Consider the following 24,614-nt stretch of genomic DNA (forward strand, 5'->3'; position numbering starts at 1 on the left):
GCACCCCGCCCCGCCCGTGGCACACCGCCCCGCCCGTTCACGCGGGGCGGGGCGGCTCGTCGTCGTCGGCGTAGCGCTGGACGCGCTTCTCGATCGACTCCTCGTCGTCGCGCGCCCGGAGGTCGGCGAGGCGCTGCCCGAGCCGCGCCTCGTAGCCCTGGTCGCTGGGCTCGTAGAAGTACGTCCCCTGCATGCCGCCCGGGAGGTACTGCTCGGGGACGTAGTGGCCGCGGTAGGCGTGGGGGTACTTGTAACCCTCGCCGTGGCCGAGCCCCTTCTTGTCGCGCGAGCCGTCCTTGAGCGGGTTGGGCACGTCGCGCGTCTGCTCCTTCTCGACGTGCTCGAGCGCGGCGAAAAAGGCGAAGCCCGAGTTCGACTTGGGCGCGGTCGCGAGGTAGACGCACAGCTGGCCCAGCATGAACCGGCCCTCGGGCATCCCGACCACGTCGAACGCCTGCTGGCAGGCCACGGCCTGGCGGACCGCGTTGGGGTCGGCGAGGCCGACGTCCTCGCACGCGAAGATGAGCATCCGCCGGAGCACGAAGCGGGGGTCCTCGCCGGCGTAGATCATCCGGGCCATCCAGTAGAGCGCGGCGTCGGGGTCCGACCCGCGCATCGACTTGATGAAGGCCGAGATCGTGTCGTAGTGGGCGTCGCCGTCCTTGTCGTAGAGGACGGCCCGGCGCTGGATCGAGTCCTCGGCCACGGCCAGCGTCACGTGGATCGCCCCACCCTCGGCCTCGGGCGGGGTGGTCTCGACGGCCAGCTCGAGCGCGTTGAGGAGCGAGCGGGCGTCGCCGTTGGCCGTCGAGACGAGGTGGGCGAGCGCGTCGTCGTCGATCTGGACGTCGCGGTCGCCGTAGCCCCGCTCGCGGTCGGCGAGCGCCTGGGCCACGACGGCGCCCAGGTCGGCCTCGGTGAGCGTGTGGAGCTCGAAGATCCGGCTCCGCGACACGAGCGCCTTGTTGACCTCGAAGTACGGGTTCTCGGTCGTGGCGCCCACGAACGTGACCGTCCCGTTCTCGACGTGGGGCAGGAGCGCGTCCTGCTGCGCCTTGTTAAAGCGGTGGACCTCGTCGACGAACAGGATCGTCCGCTGGCCGTGGAGCCGGAGCCGCTCCTGGGCCGCCGCGACTTGTTCGCGGATGTCCTTGACGCCGGCGAGGACGGCGTTCAAGGACGCGAAGTGCTTCCGCGTCGTGTTCGCCACGATTCGCGCGAGCGTGGTCTTGCCGGTCCCCGGCGGGCCGTACAGGATGAGGCTCGTCACGCGGTCGGCCTCGACGGCCCGGCGGAGCAGCGTGCCCGGCCCGAGCACGTGGGGCTGCCCGACGTACTCGTCGAGCGTGCGCGGCCGCATCCGGTCGGCGAGCGGGGCGGAGCGGGCGCGTCGCGTCGCGGCGGCGGCGTCGAACAGGTCGTCGGGCATGCCCGAAGCTACTGCCCCGCCCGTCCCGCTCCGGCGGGCGGGGCGGCGTGTAACCGGCGGTCCGAGGCCGCGTACGCCGGCGCCTCCCGCTGGCCGCCCCGCCCATGACCGCCCTCGACCGCCTCCACGCCCGGGCCGTCCGCTCGCGCCCGCTCCAGCGGTTTATGGCCGTTACGCGCGTGCTCCTCGCGATCGGGTTCGTGATCCCGGGGATGACGAAGGTGCGCGGGCACCGGTTTACGTCCCTGCCGACGAGCGACCCCGTCGGCTACTTTTTCGACGCGTTCTTTCAGGCCAGCGAGTTCTACGCCTTCGTAGGGATCGCGCAGGTGACGGCGGGCCTCCTCCTGCTCTGGCCGGCGACGGCCACCCTGGGCGCCGTGATCTACTTCCCGATCATCCTCAACATCGCCGTCATCACGGTCGCGGTCGGCTTCCAGGGCACGTGGGTCATCACGGTGCTGATGACGCTGGCGTGCCTCTGGCTCCTCGTCTGGGACTACGACCGGCTCCGGGCGATCCTCCCCGCCCGGCGGGCGGCGGGGTGGGGGTACGGGGCGCGCGAATACGCGCTTCAGGTGGGCGTGTGGAGCGGGGCGGGAGCCGCGCTGGTCGCCCTCGCTGCGGCCGTGCGCGACGTGGCCGCCCGCGACGTACTCGTGCTGTCCGGCCTGCTGGTGGTCGGCGGAGCGTTCTTCGGCCTCGTCGTCGCGTGGCACCTCCGGCACCTCCCCGCCCCGCCCGCGCTCGATGGGCGGGGCGGGGCGGCTACTCCGCCAGGAACGCGAGCAGCTCGCGGTTGACCGCCTCCGGCGCCTCGTGCTGGACCCAGTGCGACACGCCGGGGAGCGTGACGAGCCGGCCCTGTGGGCAGTACGCCAGCGACCGCTCGGCGAGGCGCGCGTCGAGCGCCACGTCGGCCGTCCCCCACAGGATGAGCGTCGGCGGGCGGACCGTCGGGTTGAAAGGCGTCAGCTGCCGCCGCCCCGCCCGCCGCACGAGTGCGCGGTACCACGAGATCATCCCGTGCGCCGCGCCGGGGCGCCGCCACGCCGCCCGGTAGTGGGCGAGGTCGGCGTCGGAGAACGTGCCCGGCGCGCTGGTCATCATGAGCGCCCGCGTCCCGAACCGGCGGAGCGCCCGCTCGGGGAGCGCGGGGAGCTGGAAAAAGCCGACGTACCAGCTCCGCAGCAGCTGCGACGGCGCCCGCGGGGCGAACCGCGTGAACGCCTCGGGGTGCGGCACGTTGAGGATCGCGAGCCGCTCGACGCGCTCGGGCTCCCGCAGCGCGAGCCACCACGCGACGAGCGCGCCCCAGTCGTGCCCGACGACGCGCGCCCGCTCGGCGCCGGCCGCGTCGAGGAGCGCGACCACGTCGTCCGCCAGCCGGTCGACGTCATAGGCGGCCACGTCGGGCGGGGCGGTGGAGAGGTTGTACCCGCGCTGGTCGGGCGCCCACACGCGCCACCCCGCCCGCGCGAGCGGGGCGATCTGGTGGTGCCAGCCGTACCAGAACTCAGGGAAGCCGTGGAGCAGGACGACGAGCGGCCCGTCCGCCGGCCCGGCCTCGACGACGTGGAGCCGCGCGCCGGCGGTGTCGACGAACCGCGAGCGGAGGGGGACGCCCAAGTCGGGGAGCTCGTGCATGGGCTACGCCAGCAGGTCCTGCGTCTCGGGGTGGCCGTCCATGTACGACGCCACGAACGGGCACTGCGGGACGACGGTGTAGTCGTTCTCGCGCGCCCACGCGAGCCCGGCCTCGACGAGCGACGAGCCGACGTTGCCGCCCCGCGCCGGCTCGGGCACGAACGTGTGGACAAACGTCACGGTGTCGCCGGTGTGCTGGTACTCCAGCTCGGCCGCCCCGCCCTCGACGTCGGCGGAAAAGGTGTGGGCGGCGGGGTCGTGGTGGACGTCGGGCATGATGAGGGGGCGGGGTGGGGGAGATCGTTGTAGCGTAGCGCGTGGGCTCGTGACGGCCGGCTCTCGTCACAGTTCCAGCACCGCCGAAGCCGCGCACGTCGGCGGGCGGATTCGCGCGACGCGACGCGGCCGGGGCGTTCTGGAGCGACACGCAAATGGGTACAGGGTACCCGGTGCGGGGTACGCGCGCGCCGAGATCAGATCGGGGCGTACCCCGTACCCCGTACCCACCCGAAGGGTGTTCTAGCTTGGGCGGATGCCGCCCCGCCCGTTCGCCCTCGCCCTCGTCCTCGTCCTCCTCGCCGCCTCGGCGGGCGCCCAGGAGGCCGCGCCCGACTCGCTCCCGCCCCAGACCGACGCCCTCGACGTCCGCGTGCTCCGCGCCGTCTACGGCGTCGACGCCCCGGCGTTTACCGGGCCGATGCGCGCCGTCAACGCGGCGGCGTACCCCGTCTTTATCGGCGCCGCGCCGGCGCTCGGGCTCGGCGCGCTCGCGGGCGGGGCGGACCTCGACCCGGCCCTCCGCCTGGGCGCCGCCGAGGGCGGGGCGCTCGCGCTGACGTACGTGCTCAAGCGGCTCGTCCGCCGGCCCCGCCCGTACGCGGCCGTCGCGGGCGTCGACGCCCGCGACCGCCAGCACCAGGGCGACGACGTGTTCGACCCCTACTCCTTCCCCTCCGGCCACACGTCGACGGCGTTCGCGCTCGCCACCTCGCTGAGCCTGTCGTACCCCGAGTGGTACGTGGTCGGGCCGGCGCTGGCGTGGGCCGGCGCGGCGGGCGTCGCCCGCGTGTGGCACGGGGTCCACTACCCAAGCGACGTGCTCGTCGGCGCGGGCGTCGGGGCGGGCGCCGCCGTGCTCGTCCACCTCCTGGCGCCCAACGTGTTCGGCGACGACGACCGCGAGGGCGGGGCGGTCGTCCCGCTCGTCCTCGTCGTCCCGCTGTAGGCCGCCCCGCCCGCCGGCCCGCCGTGGGCGGTAGGGTCGGCCCTGTTCGTCGAGGTCGAGGTCGACGCCATCGTGGGGTAGCTTCCCGGGCCACCCCGCCCCGCCCGCTCCGCTCCCGCATGGCCCTCCTCCACGTCGTCACGATTGCCCTCCACGTCCTGTTTGCCGCCGCGTGGTTCGGGCTCGGTCTCGCCCTTCCCACGCTGTCGCGGGCGGCGCTCGCGGGCGGGGCGGCCGGACGCGAGGCCGGCGCGGCCAACGGCGGCCGCGTCGTGGTCATGATGACCGGCTCCGTGCTGCTGTTCTACGCCTTCGCCGTCCTCAACTGGACGCTCGGGATGCAGCTGGGCTACGAGCTCCAGTACAACGCGTGGCCCTACCACGCCTCGCTGACGCTCGGGCTCGTCCTGGTCGCCGCGCAGCTCGTCCTGATCCGGCCGGGCTGGAACAAGCTCACGGCCGGGCCGGACACGGCCGACGCGGGCCGCAAGCGGATCATGGCCGGCATCGGCATCGGGCACCTGACCTGGATCGTGATCTTCATCCTGATGTATGTCGGCCGAGGCGTGATCGGGTAAGTGGAGCGGGGCGGGGGGAACGAGGAGCGGGGGAGGTTTTCCAGAGTGCCACCCCGCCCTGCCACGCCGCAGCGCTCCGGGCGGGGCGAACAACTACGGGATGAAGGCGCCCCGCCCGCTGGCGCAGAGGGCGGGGCGCGCTCATCCCTCGGCCGCTCGGCGGAGCCGGTCCATGAGCGCCCGGCCCAGCCCGGTCTCCGGCACGCGCTCCGCGTCGATGGAGGCGAGCCCGGCCGCGTCCGCCCGGCGGAACAGGTCGAACAGGCGGCGCGCGTAGGTCTCCACGTCCGGGCACACCTCGACGAGCCCGTACCCCGGGGGCGGGGCGGCGAGCCCGATCCAGGCCGCCTCGGCGTCGCCCCGCTCGGGCGGCACGTTGGCCAGGCGGACGCGCGCGCGCGGCGCGTAGTGCCGGTGCCGGAGGCCGGGAGAGCGAACCGCCCCGCCCCGCTCCGCCAGCAGCGACGTGTCGGGAAACCGCTCGCGGAGCGCCTCGAAGGAGACGGCCCCGGGCCGGAGCACGACCGGCGCCTCGCCCGTCGCGTCCACGACGGTCGACTCCAGCCCGACGTCGGCGAGCGGGCCGCGGAGCACGGCGTCGACGCGCCCGCCCAGGTCGTCGACCACGGCCCGCCACGTCGTCGGGCTCGGCCGCCCGCTCCGGTTCGCCGACGGCGCCACGACCGGCGCGCCGGCCGCCTCCAGCAGCGCGCGGGCGGGGCGGTGTCCCGGCACGCGGACGGCGACCGTGTCGAGCCCGGCCGTCACGGCGTCCGGGAGCCCGCCCCGCCCCGGCAGCACGACGCTGAGCGGTCCGGGCGCAAACGCCTCCAGCAGCGCCGCCCCGAGCGGCGTCACGAGGGCCACGCCCGCCACGTCCGCCACGCGCGCGACGTGGACGATGAGCGGGTTGTCGGCCGGCCGGCCCTTGGCCGCGAACACGCGCGCGACGGCGTCGGCGTCACGCGCGAGGGCGCCCAGACCGTACACCGTTTCGGTCGGGAACGCGACCAGGCCGCCCCGCCGGAGCACGGCGGCGGCCTCGGCCGGCGAGTCGGTCAGGAGCGGGGGCACGAGACGTGAGGGCAGGGCGGTCAAGTTCGGGACCGGCCGGTCCCTCCGCGGCACGGGCGGGAAATGGGAAATGGGAAATGGGAAATGGCGCGCGCGGGCGGGGTGGCGCCCGTTTTGTTCCGCCCCGCCCTGTGTAGACGCGGGCGGGGCGGTGACAAGTGAGGCCGCTGTCAACTGGAGGCGCCGGCAGTCCCCCTCCTGGACACCGCGCAGCGTCGGCGAAGCCAAGAGGGGCTAGGGGTGGTGGACGATGCGGGCGGGGTGGTCCTGAACAGCACCGCCCCACCCATCGCCGCCCCGCCCGGACGCCGCGGCTCGACGGCGTTGCATGGGACGCCGCTACGACGGCCGCCCCGCCCTCACACATTGCGGGCGGGGTGGCGCATCTTCGCTGCCCGTTGCCCTACACCGCCGACTCCATCAGGTCGTTCCGAATCGACGCGAACAGGACGGCGTGGGCCTCCTCGGGCGTGCCGGCGGCGAGCAGCGCCTCGACCTCCGCCTCGGAGCGGACGAGCCGGGCGGTCACGGCGAGCGACCGGAGGTACGCATCGGGCGCCATCGACTCCGGCGCGAGGAGCACCAGGAGCACGTGCGCCGGCCCGCTCGCGTGGGGGAGCGCCACCCCGCCCGGGCACACGCCGACGAACGTCCGGGGCGCGTCGACGGCGTCCGTGTGCGCGTGGTAGAACACGACGCCCGGCGTCACCTCGGGCGCGTCCTCGGCGCCGTCGCCGACGAGCGCCTCGGCCAGACGGGCGGCCGTGCTCGGGGCGTCGGGGAAGCCGCCGTAGAGGACGCGCCGGAGCATGGAGTCGGGCGCCGCCGGGGCCAGGTCGAGCGCGATGTGCGCCGGCGGGAGCACGAGGTCCTCGTGGCCGTCGGCGTTGACGGCCTCGGCCAAGACCGGGACCAGCTCGGCCTCGGAGAGCGTGACCGAGAGGAGGTCCAGCGTCGGGTGCCGGCGCGCGAGCACGCGCGGGAGCCGCTGGAGCGCCGGCCGCCACGCGACCGCCCCGCTCCGCACGCCCACGATCACGAGCACGTCGTCGGCTTGGGCGAGCGTGTCGAGGTGGCGCACGGCGCGGCGCCAGTCGGCCAGCGCCACGACCTCGACGGCCGCCTCGGGCCGGGCCTCGTCGAACCGCGCCGTCACCTCGGGCGCGTCGGCCTCGGCCGCGAGGACCATCACGCGCAGGCCCTTCTGCGACGCCAGCACCTTCAGCACGCGGACCGCCCGCGCGAACCCGACCTCGCGCCACACGAGGGGCGGGGCGAGGACCACGAGCCGCTTCGCCGCCGCCAGCGGCGAGACCAGCCGGGCGACGACCGCCATCGACCGCGTCTCGCCGACGACCTCGTCGACCACGTGTCCGAACGCGAGCGCGCCCGGCGAGATCTGCCCGTTCCACCCCGCCACGATCTCGGACGCCCGGAGCTCGCGGGCCGCCCGCGTGACGCCGGCCGCTGGGTTGTCGTCGATGCGGACGGTCGGGACGCAGGGGACGCTCGCGGCCGTCGCCCAGGTCACGGCCCGCTCCATCAGGCGCTCGGCGTCGGCCACGCGGCCGGCCTCCTCGTGCCCGCTCCGCGCGACGGCCACGGGGTAGACCGGCTCCTCGCTCTGAGCGCTCCGCAGCAGCAGCGCGAGCTCCATGAGCTCCTCGGCCGTCTCCGGGTTCGAGAGCGCGACCAAAATCCGCTCCGGGGCCTCGGCCGGCTCGTACGGCCGCTCGGCCTCGGCCAGCGCGAGGCGCCGCCCGAACGCCTGCACCAGCGACGGCCCCACGAGGCACGACAGGACGATGACGACCACGACCGCGTTGACCGCCGTCTGGTCGAAGAGCCCGATGTCGAACCCGATGAGCGTGACGGCCAGCGTCGCCGCCGCCTGCGGGATCGTGAGCCCGGCCACCGCCCCGCTCTCGTCGCGCGAGAACCCGAACGCCGGGATGCTGAGGAACGCCGCCCCGCCCTTGCCCACGACCACGAGCGCGAAGAACAGGAGCGCCAGCCCCCACACCTCGAGCGACCCCAGCACGCGGACGTCGACGAGCAGCCCGACCGACACCAGGAAAAACGGGACGAGGATGGCGTCGCCGACGAACTGGAGCCGCGTCATGAGCGGGCTCTGCTTCGGGATCAGCCGGTTGAGCGCGATCCCGGCCAGGAACGCGCCGATGATCGACGCGAGCCCGGCGAGCTCGGCCGCCCACGCCGAGAAGAACACGGCCGCGAGCAGGAACGCGAACGCCGCGTCGTCCTCGCGCCGGACGCGCCGGAAAAACGACCGGGCGACACGCGGGAGCAGCCACAGCACGGCCGCCGCCCAGACGGCCGCCCGCGCCGCGAAGGCGAGCCAGAATCCTGCCCCGCCCCCGCCGCCCTCGACGCCCTGCACGACGGCGAGGACCAGGAGCGAGAGGAGGTCGGTCACGAGCGTGGCCCCGGTCGCCACCACGATCGCCCGGTTCGTCGAGATCCCGAGCCGGCCCGCGAGCGGGAGCGCGAGCAGCGTGTGGCTCCCGACGATGCTCCCCAGGAGCGCCGCCGCCGGCAGCCCGTACCCCAGCACGCCCACGCCCGCCGCCAACGCGAGCCCCATCGGGAGCGCGAACGAGAGCGCCCCGAACGCGATCGCCGTCCGCCGCTGCCGGGCAAACTCGGCGAGGTCCAGCGTGACGCCGGCCGTGAACATGAGGTACAGCAGCCCGAGCGTGCCCAGGAGCACGAACGTGTCGTCGCGCTCGAGGAGCCCCGTCACGCTCGGCCCGGCCACGGCGCCCAGCGCGATGAGCCCGACGAGGCCCGGGATCCGCAGCCGCTCGAACAGGAGCGGCCCCACGAGCAAAATCCCCATCGTGATGGCCACGATGAGGACGGGGTCGGTAATGGGGAGCTCGGGGACGGGGAGGTCCAACGGCGGGGCGGGCGGGGTGGAGCAGGATCGAGGCGCCCCCGAACCACCCGCGCGGCGTCCGGTTGCACGGCGGCCGGCGAATCCTCCGTTCCCTCGCCGCCGCCCCGCCCGCGTCGGCTGCGGTCGGCGCACGTGCTGGGGGCGGGGCGGTAGCTTTCCCGCACCCGCCCCGCCCGTCGGGTCGCTGCCCTCTGGATCCGCCCCGCCCATGCCCCGAAAAGAGCGCCCCGCCCCGCCCGCCGGCTACGACACGCACGAGATCGGCGGGTACGAGGTCCTCGTCGGCCAGTCGGCCAAGGACAACGACCGGCTCACGTTCAAGGTGGCCGCGCCGCAGGACGTGTGGCTCCACGTCGGCGGCGGCACGCCGGGCAGCCACGTCGTCGTGCGCACGCCCGAGGGCGGCGACGTCCCGCGCGCCGTGATCAAGGAGGCCGCGGCCCTCGCCGTCCGCCACTCCAAGGCGAAAAACGCCAGTGGCAAGGTCGACGTCCACGTCTGCCGCGCCTGCGACGTGACGAAGCCGCGCGGGGCCAAGCCGGGCTCGGTCCAGCTCCGGCGCTACGACTCGGTCAAGGTCTACGCCGCCTGACGGCCGCCGGCGAGGGCGGGGCGGGGGAACGCCTCGTCGCCCCCGACGCGGCGGTGCTCGGCGAACCGGGCGCGGACGCGGTACGCCCGCTCGCGCTCGGCCTCGGCCGCCGTGAGCCCGGTCTCCGGGTCGCGTGCGGCCTCGCGCGCCGCGAGCCGGTCCAGGAAGTCGACGAACCGGGCGCCCCGCTCGCTCTCGACGTGCGCGCGGCGGACGGCGGCGATGAGGAACGACGGGGCGGGGAGGTCGAGCGGCATGGGGGCGGGGCGGGCGGTTCCCCACGCCCTGCCCCGCACCGTGCCGTCCGCCCGCCGCCGCCGTTTGGGGCGGGGCGGCCGTCGCGCTCGCGTTCCGCCCCGCCCTCTGAGACGGCCCGGCGGGACCGCCCCGCCCGGTGACGCAGGGCGGGGCGGAGCCCGTCGGCGAACGACGAGCTAGGCGCCCGTGGCCTCCAGCACCACCTCGCGCGCGGCCCCGTCGCCCGAGGGCGGGGGTGGGGGCGGGGTGGGCGGCGGCGGCTCGTCGTCGCCGGCGTCGTCGTCGCCCAGGCGGAGGAGGTGCGGGGCGAAGTAGCTCACGACGAGGAGCAGCGCGCCCAGCCCCAGGAACAGGGCGATCCGCCACGGGACGGCGATCGCGTCCAGGTCGAACAGGAGCACCTTCGCCGCCGTCGCCAAGACCGTGTACAGCCCGAGCGGTCGGAGCAGCCCGTCGCGGAGCCGGAGCCCGACCACGAGGAGCGCGATCGCGTAGAGCCCCCACCCGAGCGACACGAGCGCGGCGCCGTCGCCGAGCGGCCGGAGCGCGAGGCGGAGCCAGGCGAGCGCGACGAGGTGCGCCGCCGTCACGTAGACGGCGCGCGTGGCCGATCCCCGCCCCGCCCGGAAGCCGACGAGCGCGAGCGCCGCCCCGCCCAGGAGGGCCGCCGTCGTCAGCTCGGCAAAGCGGCCGGGGCGGAGCGGGGCGACCGCGTCCCACGGCCACCCGAGCGACAACGCGAGCCACGCCGCCAGCCACAGCCCGCCCCCGAGCGCGGCGAGGTCGCCCAGGCGCGCGAGGTCGCGGCGCCCCTCGTGGCGCCCCAGCGCGGCGACGGCGGCCGCCGCGGCGACGGCCGCGCCCAGCGTCCGCACGTCGGAGCTGCCCAGGAGCCGTCCGGCGCCCCACGCGGCGAGCGCGCCGGCGGCCAGCGCGAACGGCCCGAGTAGGAGCGCCCGCGCCTCGGCCGACACGGGCGGGGTGGAGGCGCCCAGCGCGGGCGGGGCGGGCGCCAGCAGGCGGCGGACGCCCAGGCCGTAGCCCGCCGCCCCGCCCGCGGCGAGCGCGGCGGCGAACGCCGGCGGCCACGACCACGCGGCGTCCAGGAACCCGAGCGTGAGGAGCGGGGCGGCCAGGACTGCCAGCCCTTCGGGACGGAGCAGGCGCGGCCACCGCCTGGACGCCACGGGCACGTCGGGCGCCGGCCGGTAGAGCGCGCGCCAGACGGGCAGCGCCCCCGTCACCCCGGCCACGGCGCCGACCAGCGCCGTGAACGCGAGCCGCTCCGCCCCGCCCGCCGCCGCCGCCTCGGGCCGCACGCCGACGTCCCACGCCACGAGCGCCACGCCCCACCCGCCCAGCGCCGCCGCGCCCGCGAGCGCCGGCCACCCGCGCCGCGCGTAGACCGCGCCGGCCGCGCCGACCAGGAGCGCCCCGTACGCCGCGAGCGGCACGACCGGCCCGGCGCCGCGGTACAGGAGGAGCGGGGTGAGGAGCCCGCCGAGTGTGGCCACGACCGAGAGCGCCGCGTCGCGCTCGCGCTCGGCCAGGACCAGGGCGAGCGCGGCCACGCCGGCCAGCCCGGCGAACGCGGCGCCCAGCGGGATCAGCCCGTAGAGCTGGCTCGCCGCCCACAGCGTCCCGTAGAGTGTCGCCACCCCGCCGCCCTCCAGGAGTCGCCCGAGCGTGGGCCGCCCGCGCCGGCTCAGCCGGAGCCCCAGCGCGAGGAGCGCCGCCCCCAGCGCGCCCGCCCCGCCCACGCGGACGGCCGGTGTCAGCAGGTCGAGGTCGAGGGCGTACTGGAGCAGGAACAGGACGCCGATGAGGAGGAGCGCGATGCCGGCCTTCCCCAGCACGTCCTCGCTCCGCACCTCGCTCCACCGCATCCACGGCGGCCGCGCCCGCTCGACCCGCTCGCCCAGCGTGCGGGCGGGGCGGACGCGCGCCTGGGCCAGCCGGGCTTCCAGGTCGGCCACGCGCTCTTCGAGCGCGGCGATCCGGGCGTCGGCCGAGCGCGGGCCGTCGGCGCCGTCGGCGCCGGTCGCGGGGGGGCGGGGCGGGTCGGTCGGGGGCACGGCGCGAAAGCTACGCGCCGACCGGGCGGGGCGGACCTGGGGCGGCCGCCCCGCCCTCGACGACCGCTCCGACGCCCGCCCCACTCCCCTCCCTTGGGTCCGTCCCTCTCCCGGCGGGGGAGGGAGAACCTCTACCGAACAGTTTCTTGGTGCTCTGCCAAGCCGTTACTGCCGGGCGGGGCGGGCTCCGAGATCGGCCGGGGAGTCCCCCTCCTGTCCAGGAGGGGCTAGGGGTGGTGGATGAGACCGAGCACGGGCCTATCAGTAGGGGCTTGACGCGGCACGTAGCGAGGGCTCGCTCTGCGGGCGGGGCGGTTCTTGCCGGGCGGGGCGGCTAGGCCGTCGCGCCGGCGGTCGGGGCGTAGAGCTGCTCGACGTAGTCGGTCACCATGCGCTCGGCGCTGAAGCGGTCGCGCGTCGACTGGATACTCGCCCGCATCATCTCCGTCCACCGCTCGCGGTCGTCGTAGTACGTCGGGACGACCTCGTCGAGGAGCACGCGGTAGAGGTCGGCGAGGTCGTGGGCGTCCTGGGCCGCCTCGTCCGGGCTCTCGAAGCCGCCGCCGATCTGCCACCCGTTCACGCCGTCCTCGGCGGCCTCGGGCCACCAGCCGTCGAGGACGCTCAGGTTGAGGACCCCGTTCATGGCCGCCTTCATCCCGCTCGTCCCGCTCGCCTCCTTCGGCCGGCGCGGGTTGTTCAGCCACACGTCGGTGCCCCGCGTCATGGCCCGGCCGATGGGCATCCCGTAGTCCTCGAGGAACACGACGCCGCGCGGGTACTTCCGCGCCATCGCGACGAGGCGCGCGACGATGGCCTTGCCGCCCTCGTCCGACGGGTGGGCCTTGCCCGAGAACACGAGCTGGAGCCGACCGCTCTCGAGGAGCGGGGCGATCCGGTCCTCGTCCTCGAACACGAGCGGGGCGCGCTTGTAGGTGGCCGCGCGGCGCGCGAACCCGATGATGAGGTTGTCCGGGTCGAGGCGCTGCCCCGTCCGCTCCTCGACGAAATCGGCGAGCGCGCGCTTGTTCTCCAGGTGCGGCGTCCAGAGGTCGCCGCCCCGCTCGGCCGCGTCGAGCATAGCGGGGTCGACCCACGTCGGGCGGTGGACGCCGTTCGTGATGGGGAGGATGGGCGGGCGGCCGTCGACGAAGTCCCACATCTGGTTCGCCGTCTGCGCGTGGAGCGCCGCGACAGCGTTCGCGCGCGACGCGAGGCGGAGCGCGGCGACGGTCATGCTGAACGGGTCGCCGCCGAGCGCTTCGAGCTGGGCGTCGGAGAGCGGCCCGGCCGCGCCGATCGTGCGGAGCCGCTCGACGGGGTGCGTTTCGTTGCCGGCGAGGACCGGCGTGTGCGTCGTGAACACGACCTCCTGCTCGGTCGCCGCGAGCGCGTCGTCGTACTCCGCCCCGCCCTCCATCTTCTCGCGGACCAGCTCGAAGGCCGCCAGCAGCGCGTGGCCCTCGTTAAAGTGGTACAGGTCGACGTCGAGGTCGAGGGCTCGGAGCGCGCGCACCCCGCCCACGCCGAGCACGATCTCCTGGGCCACGCGCGCGTCCGGGCCGCCGCCGTAGAGCCGGGCCGTCGTGTCGCGGTGCGGGTTGCCGTCGAGGTCGGTGTCGAGGAGGTAGAGCGGGACGTTCCCGAACCCGTCCGCCTTCCACACCTTGCAGCGGACGTCGTCGCCCCGGATCTGGACCGTCACCTCGACGCCCGTGTCGTCGAGGAGGTCGTCGGCCGGGTAGTCACGGTAGACGTCGACCTGGCGGCCGTCGTCGGAGATCGTCTGCGTCGTGTACCCCTGCGCCCAGCGGATGCCCAGCGCCACCATCGGGACGCCGAGGTCGTGGGCGGCCTTGAGCGTGTCGCCGGCCAAGATGCCGAGCCCGCCGGAGTAGGTGCGGAGGCGCTCGTCGAGCCCGTACTCCATGCAGAAGTAGGCGACGCGGGGGGAGTCTGTCATCGGGCGGACCCAGAGGGCGGGGCGGGGTGGGGGACGTTCGGCGGCCTAAGATATTCCCCGAGACGCGGGGCTCGGCCCCGCCCCGCCCACCGGCCGAGCGCGCGCTGCCCGCAGCGTTCCGCCCCGCCCGCGCTGCACCGCCCCGCCCGCAGCATGGGGGCGGGGCGGTCTGGGCGCTCAAGAGAGCGCGCACAAAAACGCCGGGCCTGAAGACAGGCCCGGCGTCGGTAGTAGCGGGGGCAGGATTCGAACCTGCGATCTTCGGGTTATGAGCCCGACGAGATACCACTTCTCCACCCCGCGGTGTGGACTCCCATGATACCGCCCGACCGCCCCGCCCGCAAGCCGCGCGTGCGCAGCGTCTGTGAAGAGCGGGGCGGGGCGGGGCGAACGCGGGCAAACCGAGGGGGATGGGGGGTGAACGCGCCGGCCCGCCCGACTATCTTGCGCGCTCCACCCGCCCCGCACTCTGTCCGTATGGCCTCCGTCCGCCCGTTCCGCGCGCTCCGTCCCGCGCCCGAGCACGCCGAGCACGTCGCGTCCGTCCCCTACGACGTGGTCTCGACCGCCGAGGCCCGCGACCTCGCCGAGGGCAACCCGCGCTCGTTCCTCCACGTCATCCGCCCCGAGATCGACCTCCCCGAGGGGACCGACGAGCACGACGACGCCGTCTACGAGAAGGGCGCCGAAAACCTCCGGGCGCTCGCCGAGAGCGACGCCTTCGTGCGCGAGGACGCCCCCGCCCTCTACGTCTACCGGCTCGTCATGAACGGGCGCGCGCAGACGGGCGTCGTCGGCCTCGTCTCCGTCGAGGAGTACGACAGCGGCCGCATCCTCAAGCACGAGGACACGCGGCCCGACAAGGAGGACGACCGGACGCGCCACCTCGTCGCGCAGCGCGCGCACGCCGAGCCCGTCATGCTCACCTACCGCGGCGTGGCCGACATCGACGATCTCGTCGCCGAGGCCATGGAGGGCGAGCCGCTCTACGACTTCCGCGCCAAGGACTACGTCGAGCACACGCTCTGGAAGCTCGACGACCCCGGAGCCCTCGCCGACGCCTTCGCCGACGTCGACGCGCTCTACGTCGCCGACGGCCACCACCGGAGCGCGGCCGCCTCGCGGGCGGCCGCCGAGACCGGCGACGACGGCGCCGCCCACTTCCTCGCCGTCCTGTTCCCGTACGAGGACATGGAGATCCTCCCGTACAACCGGGTCGTCCGCGAGCTCCCCGTGGGGCCGGGCAAGTTTCTCGAGCAGCTCCGGCGGAAGTTCGAGGTCGACGAGGCCCTGTTCGCCGAGCCCGACGAGCCGGGGACCGTCGCGTTCTACCTCGGCATGGACTTCGGCTGGTACACGCTCGCGCTCCCCGAGACCGGGCGGGGCGGCGTCGCCGACACGCTCGACGTGGCGCGCCTGGGCGAGTTCGTGCTCGAGCCCATGCTCGGGATCACGAACCCGCGGACGGACGACAACGTCGCCTTCGTCGGCGGCATCCGCGGGACCGAGGAGCTCGAGCGGCTCGTGGACTCGGGCGAGGCCGAGGTCGCCTTCTCCATGTTCCCGACGGCCGCCGAGGACCTCCTCGACGTCTCCGACGCCGGCGAGCGGATGCCGCCCAAGTCGACCTGGTTCGAGCCCAAGCTCCGCAGCGGCCTGTTGGTTCACACGTTCTAAAGGCGGAATGCGAAAGGGACCGGGGGAGGCGCCGCGCGCTGAGAGGGCGGGGCGGTGACGGGAACGACTCCTGCCCGCCCCGCCCAACTGCCCCGTCCCGCTCGCTCCTGCCGCCTCGCCCGTTCCGCCCCGCCCCGTTCCGCATTCATCATTCCGCGTTCCGCATTCCCGTGACCGTTCTCGTTGCCGACTCCGTTTCCGACGCCGCCCTCGACGCGATCCGCGAGGGCGGGCACGACGTGGTCGAAGACCCCGGGCTCAAGGGCGACGCGCTGGTCGACGCGCTCCGCGAGCACGACCCGGCCGTCCTCGTGGTGCGCTCGACCAAGGTGCCGGCCGAGGCGCTCGACGCGGCCCCGTCGCTCGAGCTCGTGGTCCGCGCCGGCGCCGGCGTCGACACGATCGACGTGGCGGGCGCGTCGACGCGCGGCGTGTTCGTCGCCAACTGCCCGGGCAAGAACGCGGCGGCCGTCGCCGAGCTTGCCTTCGGGCTCCTCCTCGCGCTCGACCGCCGCATCCCCGACAACGTGATCGCGGCGCGGGCGGGGCGGTGGGACAAAAAGGGCTTCGCCTCGGCGCGCGGCGTCCGCGGGCGGACGCTCGGGCTGCTCGGCATGGGCAGCATCGGGCGCGAGATGGCGGAGCGCGCGCGCGCCTTCGGGATGCCGGTCGTGGCCTGGAGCCGGTCGCTCACCGACGACGACGCCCGCGCCCTCGGCGTGACGCGCGCGGACACGCCGCTCGACGTGGCGCGGCAGGCCGACATGGTCTCGGTCCACGTCGCCTCGACGCCCGAGACGCGGCACCTCGTCGACGCCGATTTCCTGGAGGCCATGCCCGAGGGCGCCGCCCTCGTCAACACGGCGCGGGCGGACGTGGTCGACGAGGCGGCCGTGGCGCGCGCGGTCGACACGCGCGGCCTCCGCTACGCGACCGATGTGCCCGCCGGCGAGCCGGCGGCCAAGCAGGGAGACTTTGAGCACCCGCTCGCCGACGCCGCCTACATCACGCACCACGTCGGCGCCTCGACCGACCAGGCGACCGAGGCCATCGGCCAGGAGGCCGCCCGCGTGGTCCTGGCCTACGCCGAGACCGGGCGCGTGCCCAACAGCGTCAACCTGGCCGACCAGACGGCGGCGACGCACCTGCTCACGGTCCGCCACCTCGACCGCGTGGGCGTGCTGGCCGGCGTGCTCGCCGTGGTCCGCGAGGCGGGGTGGAACGTGCAGGAGATGGAGAACCTCGTGTTCACTGGGGGCGGGGCGGCCGTCGCGCGCGTCCGATTCGACGGGGCGCCCTCGGACGAGGCGCTCGCGCGCATCCGCGAGGTCGAGCACGTCCTGAACGCGACGGTGATCGCGGTCTGAAGGGAGGCCGCCCCGCCCTCGCCGTGGGGTTATTTGGTTCGGGGTTGTCGGGTTCAGGGTTCTGAAGGTTGAGCCGCAGCCGGCGGCTCCGCTCGGCATGAGCGGGCGGGACGAGCGCCGAGACCGCCGCCCCGCCCTCGCCTCCGCGGGCGGGGTGGGTCCTCGTCGGCGAGCGAGGCTGACGCGGGCGAACCCCGAACCCCGAACCCCGAACCCCGAACCCCGAACCCCGAACCCCGAACCCCGAACCCCGAACCCCGAACCCTACGCCGCCCCGCCCCGCCCGCTCGCCGCGGTCCGCCGGCTCCACAGGCCGAGTGCGACGCCGGCCGCGAGGCCCACGAGGTCGGCGAGGACGTCGTACGGGTCGCCAAAGCGGCCGATGGGGAGCACCGTCTGCCACACCTCGATGGCGAGCGCGAACGCGGCGCCGCCGGCCACGACCGCCCACGTCCGGCTCCCCGCCCGGAGCCACAGCCACGCGAGCCCGAGGAACATCAGGACGTGGACGACCTTGTCGGGCGAGACCAGGCGGAGCTCGACATCGGGGACCTGGTTGCCCGGGATCGTGCAGGCGACGACGATGAGGACCGTCCAGACGACGGCGAGGCGGCGGGTGGTCATGGGCGGGGAAACCGCTCGGCGGCGGCGCGGGGGATGCGGTCGAGGAGGTCGGAGGCGACGAGGCCGCCGGCGCCGTGGTCGCGCGCCCACGCGTCGGCCGCGGCGGCGCCCAGGTGGAGCGCGCAGACGGCGGCGTCGGCGGGGTCGAGCCCTTGCGCGAGGAGCCCGGCGACGGTGCCGGCGAGGACGTCGCCGGTGCCGGCGGTCGCGAGGGCGGGGCGGCCGGGCGGCCCGACGACCACGCGCCCGTCCGGCGTGCCGACGACGCTCGGCATTCCTTTGAGGACGAGAACGGCGCCCCACCGCACGGCCAGGCGGCGGACGGTCTCGATGCGGTCCTCGGGGTCGAAGCCATCGTCGCCGAGGAGCCGGCGGAGCTCTCCCAGGTGCGGCGTGAGCACGAGCGGGGCGGACCGCTCGCCCAGCGCGTCGGCGCCGCCGGCGAACGCTGAAAAGCCGTCGGCGTCGAGCACGAGCGGGGCGGACACCTCCTGGACGAGCGCGCGCACGAGCCGCAGCGTCTCGTCGTCGCGGCCCAGTCCGCACCCGACGAGCACGGCGTCGGCGGACTCGGCGCGCTCGCGGACGCCGTCGAGGGCGGCCCAGGCGAGCGTCCCGCCGTCAGTCTCGGGTTGGGCGTCGACCATGACCTCGACGTTCTGGGCGTCGACCGTCGCCTGGGCACTCTGCGGCGTGCAGGCGACGACGGCACCGGCGCCGGCCCGGTACGCCGCGGCTGTCGAGAGGACGGCGGCGCCCGTAAAGTGGCCGCTCCCGACGACGCAGACGGCCGTCCCCGCCGAGTACTTGTAGGCGTCGGCCGCCCGGCGCGGGAGGTGCGCCGCCACCCAGGCATCTGTGGCCGTGTGCGCGGCGGCCGCGCGGTCGACCTCGGCGCGAGGAATCCCCATCTCCGCCACGACGACCTCGCCGGCCACCTGCGGTCCATCGCCCAGCACGAGGCCCGCCTTCACGCCGGCGAACGTCACCGTGAGGTCCGCGCGCGGCGTCTCGTCGGCCGCCCCGCCCGTCGTCGCGTCGAGGCCGGAGGGAAGGTCGACGGCCACGACCGGGGCGCTCTGCCGCCCCGCCCACGCGCACAGGCCGCGGACGGGCTCGCGGAGCGGGCCGGAGGCGCCGATCCCCAGCAGGGCGTCGACGACGAGGTCGGCTGGGGCGTCTGCGGCCTGGCGGGCGTCGTCGAACGGGACGACCTCGACGCGGTCCGAGGCGTCGGCGAGGCGCGTCAGCAGGCGCAGATTGGCCGCCGTGTCGGCCGACGCCTCGGCCTCGGTGGCGAGCGTGAGGCAGCGGACGTGGGCGCCGCGGGCGGCCAGCACGCGGGCGATCACCAGGCCGTCGCCGCCGTTGTTGCCCCGCCCCGCCAGGACCGTCACGCGCGCGCCCTCGACCGCGTAGCGGGCCGCGATCGCGTCGACGGCCGCGCGCCCGGCCGTCTCCATCAGCACGCGGCCGGGCACGTCCCAGTCGTCCATCGTCGCGCGGTCGGCGGCGCGCATGCCGTCGGCCGTTAGGAGCGGGAGGAGGCCGTCGGGCGGGGCGGGCGGGGACGTGGACACGGGCGGGGCGGGAGTGGGGGGTGACGGGCGAAAGGGGACGGGCGGGGCGGTCGGTCCGGTCGGCACGTCAGGCGCGCGCGAGACCATCACCCGCACGCCCGACCCACCGACTCACAGACCTGCGGACCCACCGACACGGGCGGGGAGGACGACCGGCGGCACCTCGGTGTCCCACCGCGCCCGGACGCTCGCGGCGTTGGGCAGGATCCGCAGCGGCTCGGCCGGGCGGTACGGGACGAGCGAGCCGCCGCTCCACCGGCCGTCGCCGTCCACGTCGATCCACACGCGGAGCCCGACGGGACCGGGCGCGAGGCGCTCGACCCTAAACGAGCCGTCGGGCTCGGCGCGGACCACGACCGGCGGGCCGCTGGCCGGCGTGACCTCGACGTAGACCGCCCCGCCCGCCCCGCCCTCGACGCGGCCGACGAGGGCGCCCGTCGCGTCGTCGCCCAGGCGGACGTAGCGGCGGCTCTGGCCGCCGGCCGCGAGCGTAAACCGCGGCGGCAGCGAGTCGGCGGCGACCGTGAACCGGACGCCGTCGGCGGTCTCCAGGGGGACCAGCCGGGCCTCGCCGTCCACCTCCAGCGTCACGGCGCCCTCGGCGGGCGGGGCGGAAAACACGACGCCCGGCGCCTCGCCCCGCGCGAGCACCTGCGCCGAGTCGGCCGCGACGACGGCCGCGGGCAGAAACTCGACGACGCGCGCGGCCAGCGTGTCCGGCCGGTCGGCCGGCGAGAACGAGAGGGCAAACGGGGCGACGGCGTTGCCCGCCGAGTCCGCGAGCGCCGCCCCGCCCTCGCCGGGGCCGGCGTAGGTCACGCGCGCGCGCGCCGCCAGCGGGGCGGCCGTCTGGAGCGCGACCTCGAACGGGGCGCCAGGCGCTTGGTAGACGGCGGCGAGCGCGACGGGCTGTCCACTCGCCGAGTCGGCCACGGCCCACGGCCCGAGCCCCGCCCCGCCCAGGCGGACGGGCTCGTCGAAGCGGACGGCGAGGCGGGTGCTGGAGAGCGTCCGCACGCGGAGCGGGGCGGGCGCCGTCGAGTCCTGCGTCGTCACCCAGAACCCGGGCGCCGCTCCCGTCCCGACGATGCGGAGCCCGTCCGGGAGCGCTCCGGCCCCAGGCGGCTCGGCCGCCCCGCCCGTCGTGTCGGCCGCCGCGCGCGGCGCTTCGGTGGCGACCGCCGTGAGGGCGGGGCGGGGCGGGGCGGCAAACCGCTCGCCGGCGTCGGCGCGGCCGTTCCGGTTCCGGTCCTCGACCGCGACGACGTAGTACGGGCCGGGGCGGAGGTACGCGAACTGGAACGCGCCGTCGGCGCCCGTCCCCGTCCGATAGTCCGGGGCCACGGCGCGGACGTCGGGGAGCGCCAGCGTGTCGGCGAGCGCGTAGGCCCAGACGGCGAGGTCGCCCACCCCGCCCCCGGTCTCGGGGTCGCCCACGGCGCCGTCGAGCGCGCCGCGGTCGATCGTCGGGCCGGTCGCGAAGGCGACCACGATGGGAGCGGCGAGCGCCACGCCGGCCCGCTGGTCCTGTAGCTCGGTCCCGACGGTCACGACGTAGGTCGTCGCCTCGCGGAGCTCGGGGAGCACGATCTCGATCTCGCTCCCCCGCACGCGGACCTCGGCCGGCTCGTCGCCCTCGGGCGTCACGGTGACGGCCTGGGCGCCGGACGGGTCAAGCCGTTCCGAGAACATGAGGCGGACCGTCCGCCCGGTCACGTTCACGGCGCCCTCGGCCGGGAGCGAGCCGACGAGCGCCGGCGGCGTCCGGTCCGGCGGCCCGCCCGAGGGCGCGATCGGCGTGGCGCACGCGGCGAGCGCGAGGAGGAAGACGAGGAGGGCGGGGCGGGGCATCGGCCACAAACGTAGCCGCCCCGCCCGTGGTGCGGGGCTAATCGGTCCAGTGCACGCGTATCCCGCAAACGATTTCGTGGACTCCGAGACGAGCTTGGACGTCCACGGAGTCCCCGGCTTTAACCTCGACGGGCACCTGGAACGGCGGGGTGCCGATGTAAGAGACGGAGATCTGGTGTCGCCCTGGAGGGAGTGTGAGGCTGAAGCGCCCGAGGGAGTCTGTCGTGGCGCCAGGTCGTGTGCTCTCGACCCTCTGCTTCCTGAGAAGCTCGATGACCCCAAGCCTCACTCCGGCGACGGGGGCGCCCGTCCGGCCGTTGACCACCCCGCCCGTTACGCGAGCGAGCCTTGTCCCCTCGCCCGTGCCGGTCCGGTTTACCTCGTACGTGCCTTCGATGTACGTGAGGTCGTGGAACTCCCCACTGGCAATGCGGCGGGACTCAGAGCCGAGGGGAAGTCCAACAGCGGCCTCACTCTCGTCAAAGACACCGGCGGGGGCCGGAGCTTCTGCGTGAGGGCGGCTTCCCCCACAAGCGCTCAGAGCGCAGGCGGAGAGAAGCAGGAGCGGGGCGGGGCGGGGCATGAACGGAACATAGGCGACGCCGCTTGCCGCACCTAGAGGATGGCAGCCCACAAGCGGCTTACGGGTGGAAAGCCTTCCTCCTCGTCATCCTGAACGGAGTGAGGATCCCGACGTGACCGCCCCGCTCGTCGGTCCTGTCTCCGAGAGGTCGCATCGTCGAGGTTCTTCGTAGAACGCGCAGAGACGGTTCGGGCGCCGCCCGCCGCCCCGCCCTCACCGGATCTCAAACGGGGCGGTGGCGAGCGTGTCGCGGGCGGAGAGGGCGCGCCCCACGAGGGACGGCCGCGTCGTCTCCGTCTGGAAGCGGTAGGTCCCCGGCTCCAGCCGGCGGCTCAGCCGGATCGGGTAGCAGACCGCCCGCCCCGCCCGCGCAGCGTAGAGCATGTCGTTGCACGCGTCGGCCGCCACGCCGCGAGCGCGGTCGTCGTCGCTCAGGAACCGGGAGGAGCCGCGGTGGCGGGTCCACCGCCCCGCCCGCCGCCGCTCCAGCAGGGCGTGGCAGAGGTTGTGCTCCGCGTACGCCGTCGGGACGAGGCGGAGGACGAGCGAGTCGCCGGGAGCGTAGGCACTCCGGTCCGTCGAGAAGCCGGGCGGGGCGGCGGCGGCCGCAGGCCCGCACTCGAACCCGGCGACCTCCCGCGTCGAATCGGGCGGGGCGGGCGGGGCGGCCGCCTCGGGCGGGGCGGAGCCGTTTCCGCACCCCGCCCCGAGGAGCAGGGCCAGGAGGGCGGGGTGGAGTCGGGGCAGCGGCACCGGCTCCAAACGCAGACCGCCCCGCCCACGGTGTGCGGGCGGGGCGGCAGGCCGCGTGGGCGGGGCGGGCTAGGCGTAGATGCCGCGCATCTTGAGCGCCCCGGCCACCTTCTCGATCGCGATCACGTAGGCCCCGATGCGCATGCTCGTGTCGTACGTCTCGGCCGCGTCGTAGACCCGGTTGAACGCGCCGCGCATCATCCGGTCGAGCCGGCGGTTGACGCGGTCGGCGCTCCAGAAGTAGCCCTGGCGGTCCTGGACCCACTCGAAGTAGCTGACCGTCACCCCGCCCGCGTTGGCCAGGATGTCGGGGATGACGAGCACGCCGTTCTCGTTGAGGATCGCGTCGGCCTCGGGCGTCGTGGGGCCGTTGGCGCCCTCGGCGACGATCTTCGCCTTCACGTCGCCAGCGTTCTCGGCCGTGATCTGGTTTTCCTTGGCGCACGGCGCGAGCACGTCGACGTCGAGCGCGAGGAGCTCCTCGTTGGTGAGCGGCTCGGCCCCGTCGAAGCCGGCCAGCGAGCGGTCGTGCTCAGCCGCGTACGCGGCGGCCGCGTCGATGTCGATGCCGTCGGCGTTGTAGTAGCCGCCCGAGACGTCGGAGACGGCGACCACCTTGCAGCCCTGCTCGCGGAGGAGCTTGGCGGCGACCGAGCCCACGTTCCCGAAGCCCTGCACGGCGACGGTCGCCTGGGAGGCGCGCATCCCGAGCCGCTCCATGGCCGCCAGCGTCGTCGTCATGACGCCCCGGCCGGTCGCCTCGCGGCGCCCTTCGGAGCCGCCGATGAGGAGCGGCTTGCCCGTCACGACGGCCGTCTCGGTCCGCCGCGCGTGCATCGAGTACGTGTCGAGCAGCCACGCCATGACCTGCTCGTTCGTGTTCATGTCGGGGGCCGGGATGTCCTTGTCCGGCCCGAACACGTCGATGAGGTTGGCCGTGTAGCGCCGCGTGAGGCGCTCGACCTCGCCGGCCGACATCGTCGACGGGTCGCAGGTCACGCCGCCCTTGGCGCCGCCGAACGGGACGCCGACGACGGCGCACTTCCACGTCATCCACGCCGCGAGCGCCTTGACCTCGTCCACGTGGACGTCCGGGGCGAACCGGATGCCGCCCTTCGACGGCCCGAGCACCTCGGAGTGGATGACGCGGTAGCCCTCGAAGACGCGGAGCCGCCCGTCGTCCATGACGACGGGGATGCTGGTGATGTGGATCCGCGACGGCGACCGGAGCACGTCGTAGAGCCCGGTGTCGAGCTCCAGCAGCTCGGCGGCCACGTCGAACCGCTCCATCATCGACTGGAACGGGTTGTCCTTGTCGATGTGCGGCGCGGGCTCCTGGTAGAGCGCGCGGGTCTTGACGTCGCGCTTGAACGGTGTCGGCATGGGGCCGGGGGCGGGGGGGCGGAGGACGAGGGGGATCGCCATCGAAGGTACGCGGGGGGACGCCGCGGGCGGGGAGGAGGCGGGGCGGAGGGCCGAAAAAGGCGGGAGCTCGGAAGCGCTTCCGAGCCCGTCGGTTCCCAAGGTATCGGCGCTTCAGCGCGGGACCCCCGTCTCCTGCGTCCCCGCACGTGTTGGCGGCGGCGCTCCGCGCGTGGCCCGAGGCGCTCCCCAGGCGGGGCGATCTTGGGCGGCCCATCCCGCCCCGCCCTCATGACCCGCCAGCGCCTCAAGGACATCGCCTCGCTCGCCCGCAAAAAGGGCCGCGTCGCGCACGGTCAGTTCTTGGTCGAGGGCGTCCGCTCGGTCGAGGCCGCGGTCGCCGCGGGCGCCCCGCTCGTCGAGGTCCTGGTCTCGCACGAGGCGGCCGAGGCCGACCGCGTCGCCGCCCTCGCTGACCGCGCCGCGGCCCCCGTCCACCGCCTCCCCGCCCGTGACCTCGACCGCGTCGGCGACGCGCGGACTTCGCAGGGCGTCGTGGCCGTCGCGTCGTCGGTGGTGCGCAGCGCGCTCGGCGGCACGGGCGGGGCGGTCCTGGCCCTCGACGGCGTGCAGGACCCCGGCAACGTGGGCGCCCTCGTCCGCACCGCCGCCTGGTTCGGCGTAGACGCCGTCGTGGCCGACGAGAAGACGGCCGACTTCGAGACGCCAAAGGCCGTCCGCGCGTCGATGGGCGGGCTGTGGGACCTGGCCCTCGTCCGCCTCCCCGCCCTCGCCCCGGCCCTCGACGCGCTCGCCGCCGACGGCCACGCGCTGTGGGGCGCTGACCTGGGCGGCACGTCTGTTTCGGAGTGGGCGCCCGGCTCCCGCGCCGTGCTCGTGCTCGGGAGCGAGGCGCACGGCCTCTCCGCCGACGTCGCCGGGCGCCTGCGCGAGCGGGGCGGCACGGTCCACGTCCCCGGCCGGGCGGGGCGGGGCGGCGTCGAGTCGCTGAACGTGGGCGTCGCCGCCGGCGTGCTCCTCGCGCGGTGGCGGGGG

The 24,614-nt window shown here is 75.4% G+C and carries 21 protein-coding genes and 1 tRNA gene; 7 read left to right on the plus strand and 15 right to left on the minus strand.

The annotated features are described in order from the left end of the window. Positions 1 to 37: 37 nt before the first annotated feature. Positions 38 to 1,429 carry an AAA family ATPase gene (locus RM540_RS14575; protein WP_311665414.1) on the minus strand — a complete coding sequence of 464 codons (1,392 nt, stop codon included), beginning with the start codon at positions 1,427 to 1,429 and terminating at the stop codon, positions 38 to 40. A 104-nt stretch (positions 1,430 to 1,533) separates the two neighbouring features. Here RM540_RS14575 and RM540_RS14580 point away from each other — a divergent pair, with 104 nt between their 5' ends. Then, positions 1,534 to 2,232, plus strand: coding sequence for a hypothetical protein (locus RM540_RS14580; protein ID WP_311665416.1), 699 nt, complete (start codon positions 1,534 to 1,536; stop codon positions 2,230 to 2,232). Here RM540_RS14580 and RM540_RS14585 read toward each other — a convergent pair. Together RM540_RS14585 and RM540_RS14590 are read right to left on the minus strand one after the other, a co-directional pair. Continuing rightward, positions 2,198 to 3,076: an alpha/beta fold hydrolase gene (locus tag RM540_RS14585; RefSeq protein ID WP_311665418.1), complete on the minus strand. Its 879-nt coding sequence runs from the start codon at positions 3,074 to 3,076 to the stop codon at positions 2,198 to 2,200. The two genes, RM540_RS14580 and RM540_RS14585, sit on opposite strands and share 35 nt — an antisense overlap. 3 nt (positions 3,077 to 3,079) lie before the next feature. Next, the gene (locus tag RM540_RS14590; protein WP_311665420.1) at positions 3,080 to 3,352 is read right to left on the minus strand and encodes a GNAT family N-acetyltransferase; all 273 of its coding nucleotides are present in this window, start codon (positions 3,350 to 3,352) and stop codon (positions 3,080 to 3,082) included. A 256-nt stretch (positions 3,353 to 3,608) separates the two neighbouring features. Between RM540_RS14590 and RM540_RS14595 the strand changes: the two genes are divergently transcribed. Both RM540_RS14595 and RM540_RS14600 read left to right on the plus strand, forming a co-directional pair. Further along, positions 3,609 to 4,301 (plus strand): phosphatase PAP2 family protein, encoded by a 693-nt coding sequence (locus RM540_RS14595; RefSeq protein ID WP_311665422.1) that lies wholly within the window; start codon positions 3,609 to 3,611, stop codon positions 4,299 to 4,301. 119 nt (positions 4,302 to 4,420) lie between these two features. Further along, positions 4,421 to 4,879, plus strand: a complete 459-nt coding sequence (locus tag RM540_RS14600; RefSeq protein ID WP_311665424.1) for a hypothetical protein — start codon at positions 4,421 to 4,423, stop codon at positions 4,877 to 4,879. Positions 4,880 to 5,020: 141 nt separating this feature from the next. On the opposite strand, the gene RM540_RS14605 is transcribed toward RM540_RS14600, so the two are convergent. Beyond that, positions 5,021 to 5,977, minus strand: a complete 957-nt coding sequence (locus RM540_RS14605) for an L-threonylcarbamoyladenylate synthase (protein WP_311665426.1) — start codon at positions 5,975 to 5,977, stop codon at positions 5,021 to 5,023. Positions 5,978 to 6,356: 379 nt separating this feature from the next. After that, complete coding sequence (locus RM540_RS14610) at positions 6,357 to 8,873, minus strand: cation:proton antiporter domain-containing protein (RefSeq protein WP_311665428.1); 2,517 nt, start codon at positions 8,871 to 8,873, stop codon at positions 6,357 to 6,359. 208 nt (positions 8,874 to 9,081) lie between these two features. Here RM540_RS14610 and RM540_RS14615 point away from each other — a divergent pair, with 208 nt between their 5' ends. Then, on the plus strand, positions 9,082 to 9,465 hold the full coding sequence (locus tag RM540_RS14615) for an NFACT RNA binding domain-containing protein (protein WP_311665430.1): 384 nt from the start codon (positions 9,082 to 9,084) through the stop codon (positions 9,463 to 9,465). Here RM540_RS14615 and RM540_RS14620 read toward each other — a convergent pair. The 4 genes from RM540_RS14620 to RM540_RS14635 form a co-directional block, all read right to left on the minus strand. Beyond that, positions 9,453 to 9,722: a hypothetical protein gene (locus RM540_RS14620; protein ID WP_311665432.1), complete on the minus strand. Its 270-nt coding sequence runs from the start codon at positions 9,720 to 9,722 to the stop codon at positions 9,453 to 9,455. The genes RM540_RS14615 and RM540_RS14620 overlap by 13 nt on opposite strands. A 177-nt stretch (positions 9,723 to 9,899) precedes the next feature. Further along, a complete protein-coding gene (locus RM540_RS14625; protein WP_311665434.1) occupies positions 9,900 to 11,798 on the minus strand; it encodes a DUF2339 domain-containing protein in 1,899 nt (632 codons plus the stop codon). 334 nt (positions 11,799 to 12,132) lie between these two features. Next, on the minus strand, positions 12,133 to 13,761 hold the full coding sequence (glgP, locus tag RM540_RS14630) for an alpha-glucan family phosphorylase (RefSeq protein ID WP_311665436.1): 1,629 nt from the start codon (positions 13,759 to 13,761) through the stop codon (positions 12,133 to 12,135). Positions 13,762 to 13,992: 231 nt separating this feature from the next. After that, a tRNA-Met gene (locus RM540_RS14635) sits at positions 13,993 to 14,064 on the minus strand. Positions 14,065 to 14,238: 174 nt separating this feature from the next. Between RM540_RS14635 and RM540_RS14640 the strand changes: the two genes are divergently transcribed. Beyond that, positions 14,239 to 15,438, plus strand: a complete 1,200-nt coding sequence (locus RM540_RS14640; RefSeq protein WP_311665438.1) for a DUF1015 domain-containing protein — start codon at positions 14,239 to 14,241, stop codon at positions 15,436 to 15,438. Between the two features lie 170 nt (positions 15,439 to 15,608). Continuing rightward, positions 15,609 to 16,805 (plus strand): 3-phosphoglycerate dehydrogenase family protein, encoded by a 1,197-nt coding sequence (locus RM540_RS14645; RefSeq protein ID WP_311665440.1) that lies wholly within the window; start codon positions 15,609 to 15,611, stop codon positions 16,803 to 16,805. Positions 16,806 to 17,069: 264 nt separating this feature from the next. On the opposite strand, the gene RM540_RS14650 is transcribed toward RM540_RS14645, so the two are convergent. The 6 genes from RM540_RS14650 to RM540_RS14670 all read right to left on the minus strand — a co-directional run bounded on the left by RM540_RS14650 (position 17,070) and on the right by RM540_RS14670 (position 23,579). After that, positions 17,070 to 17,429 (minus strand): VanZ family protein, encoded by a 360-nt coding sequence (locus tag RM540_RS14650; protein ID WP_311665442.1) that lies wholly within the window; start codon positions 17,427 to 17,429, stop codon positions 17,070 to 17,072. Beyond that, a complete protein-coding gene (locus RM540_RS14655) occupies positions 17,426 to 19,009 on the minus strand; it encodes an NAD(P)H-hydrate dehydratase (protein ID WP_311665444.1) in 1,584 nt (527 codons plus the stop codon). Before RM540_RS14655 ends, RM540_RS14650 begins: the two co-directional genes overlap by 4 nt. A gap of 111 nt (positions 19,010 to 19,120) precedes the next feature. Next, positions 19,121 to 20,860 (minus strand): Ig-like domain-containing protein, encoded by a 1,740-nt coding sequence (locus RM540_RS14660; RefSeq protein ID WP_311665446.1) that lies wholly within the window; start codon positions 20,858 to 20,860, stop codon positions 19,121 to 19,123. Positions 20,861 to 20,897: 37 nt separating this feature from the next. Further along, positions 20,898 to 21,443 (minus strand): carboxypeptidase regulatory-like domain-containing protein, encoded by a 546-nt coding sequence (locus RM540_RS16530; RefSeq protein ID WP_432280811.1) that lies wholly within the window; start codon positions 21,441 to 21,443, stop codon positions 20,898 to 20,900. 213 nt (positions 21,444 to 21,656) lie between these two features. Beyond that, positions 21,657 to 22,196 (minus strand): hypothetical protein, encoded by a 540-nt coding sequence (locus RM540_RS14665; protein WP_311665448.1) that lies wholly within the window; start codon positions 22,194 to 22,196, stop codon positions 21,657 to 21,659. Between the two features lie 69 nt (positions 22,197 to 22,265). Then, positions 22,266 to 23,579 carry a Glu/Leu/Phe/Val family dehydrogenase gene (locus RM540_RS14670; RefSeq protein WP_311665450.1) on the minus strand — a complete coding sequence of 438 codons (1,314 nt, stop codon included), beginning with the start codon at positions 23,577 to 23,579 and terminating at the stop codon, positions 22,266 to 22,268. A 270-nt stretch (positions 23,580 to 23,849) separates the two neighbouring features. Here RM540_RS14670 and RM540_RS14675 point away from each other — a divergent pair. Then, a partial coding sequence (locus RM540_RS14675; RefSeq protein ID WP_311665452.1) for a TrmH family RNA methyltransferase occupies positions 23,850 to 24,614 on the plus strand: 765 nt, incomplete at its 3' end.

Origin of the sequence: Rubrivirga litoralis (assembly GCF_031846415.1) — a bacterium.
GTDB classification, from domain to species: domain Bacteria; phylum Bacteroidota; class Rhodothermia; order Rhodothermales; family Rubricoccaceae; genus Rubrivirga; species Rubrivirga litoralis.

Bases quoted from the DNA above. Each gene is read 5' to 3' on its own strand.
- RM540_RS14575 (WP_311665414.1), bottom strand. From the start codon at position 1,429: ATGCCCGACGACCTGTTCGACGCCGCCGCCGCGACGCGACGCGCCCGC.
- RM540_RS14580 (WP_311665416.1), top strand. From the start codon at position 1,534: ATGACCGCCCTCGACCGCCTCCACGCCCGGGCCGTCCGCTCGCGCCCG.
- RM540_RS14585 (WP_311665418.1), bottom strand. From the start codon at position 3,076: ATGCACGAGCTCCCCGACTTGGGCGTCCCCCTCCGCTCGCGGTTCGTC.
- RM540_RS14590 (WP_311665420.1), bottom strand. From the start codon at position 3,352: ATGCCCGACGTCCACCACGACCCCGCCGCCCACACCTTTTCCGCCGAC.
- RM540_RS14595 (WP_311665422.1), top strand. From the start codon at position 3,609: ATGCCGCCCCGCCCGTTCGCCCTCGCCCTCGTCCTCGTCCTCCTCGCC.
- RM540_RS14600 (WP_311665424.1), top strand. From the start codon at position 4,421: ATGGCCCTCCTCCACGTCGTCACGATTGCCCTCCACGTCCTGTTTGCC.
- RM540_RS14615 (WP_311665430.1), top strand. From the start codon at position 9,082: ATGCCCCGAAAAGAGCGCCCCGCCCCGCCCGCCGGCTACGACACGCAC.
- RM540_RS14620 (WP_311665432.1), bottom strand. From the start codon at position 9,722: ATGCCGCTCGACCTCCCCGCCCCGTCGTTCCTCATCGCCGCCGTCCGC.
- glgP (WP_311665436.1), bottom strand. From the start codon at position 13,761: ATGACAGACTCCCCCCGCGTCGCCTACTTCTGCATGGAGTACGGGCTC.
- RM540_RS14640 (WP_311665438.1), top strand. From the start codon at position 14,239: ATGGCCTCCGTCCGCCCGTTCCGCGCGCTCCGTCCCGCGCCCGAGCAC.
- RM540_RS14650 (WP_311665442.1), bottom strand. From the start codon at position 17,429: ATGACCACCCGCCGCCTCGCCGTCGTCTGGACGGTCCTCATCGTCGTC.
- RM540_RS14660 (WP_311665446.1), bottom strand. From the start codon at position 20,860: ATGCCCCGCCCCGCCCTCCTCGTCTTCCTCCTCGCGCTCGCCGCGTGC.
- RM540_RS16530 (WP_432280811.1), bottom strand. From the start codon at position 21,443: ATGCCCCGCCCCGCCCCGCTCCTGCTTCTCTCCGCCTGCGCTCTGAGC.
- RM540_RS14670 (WP_311665450.1), bottom strand. From the start codon at position 23,579: ATGCCGACACCGTTCAAGCGCGACGTCAAGACCCGCGCGCTCTACCAG.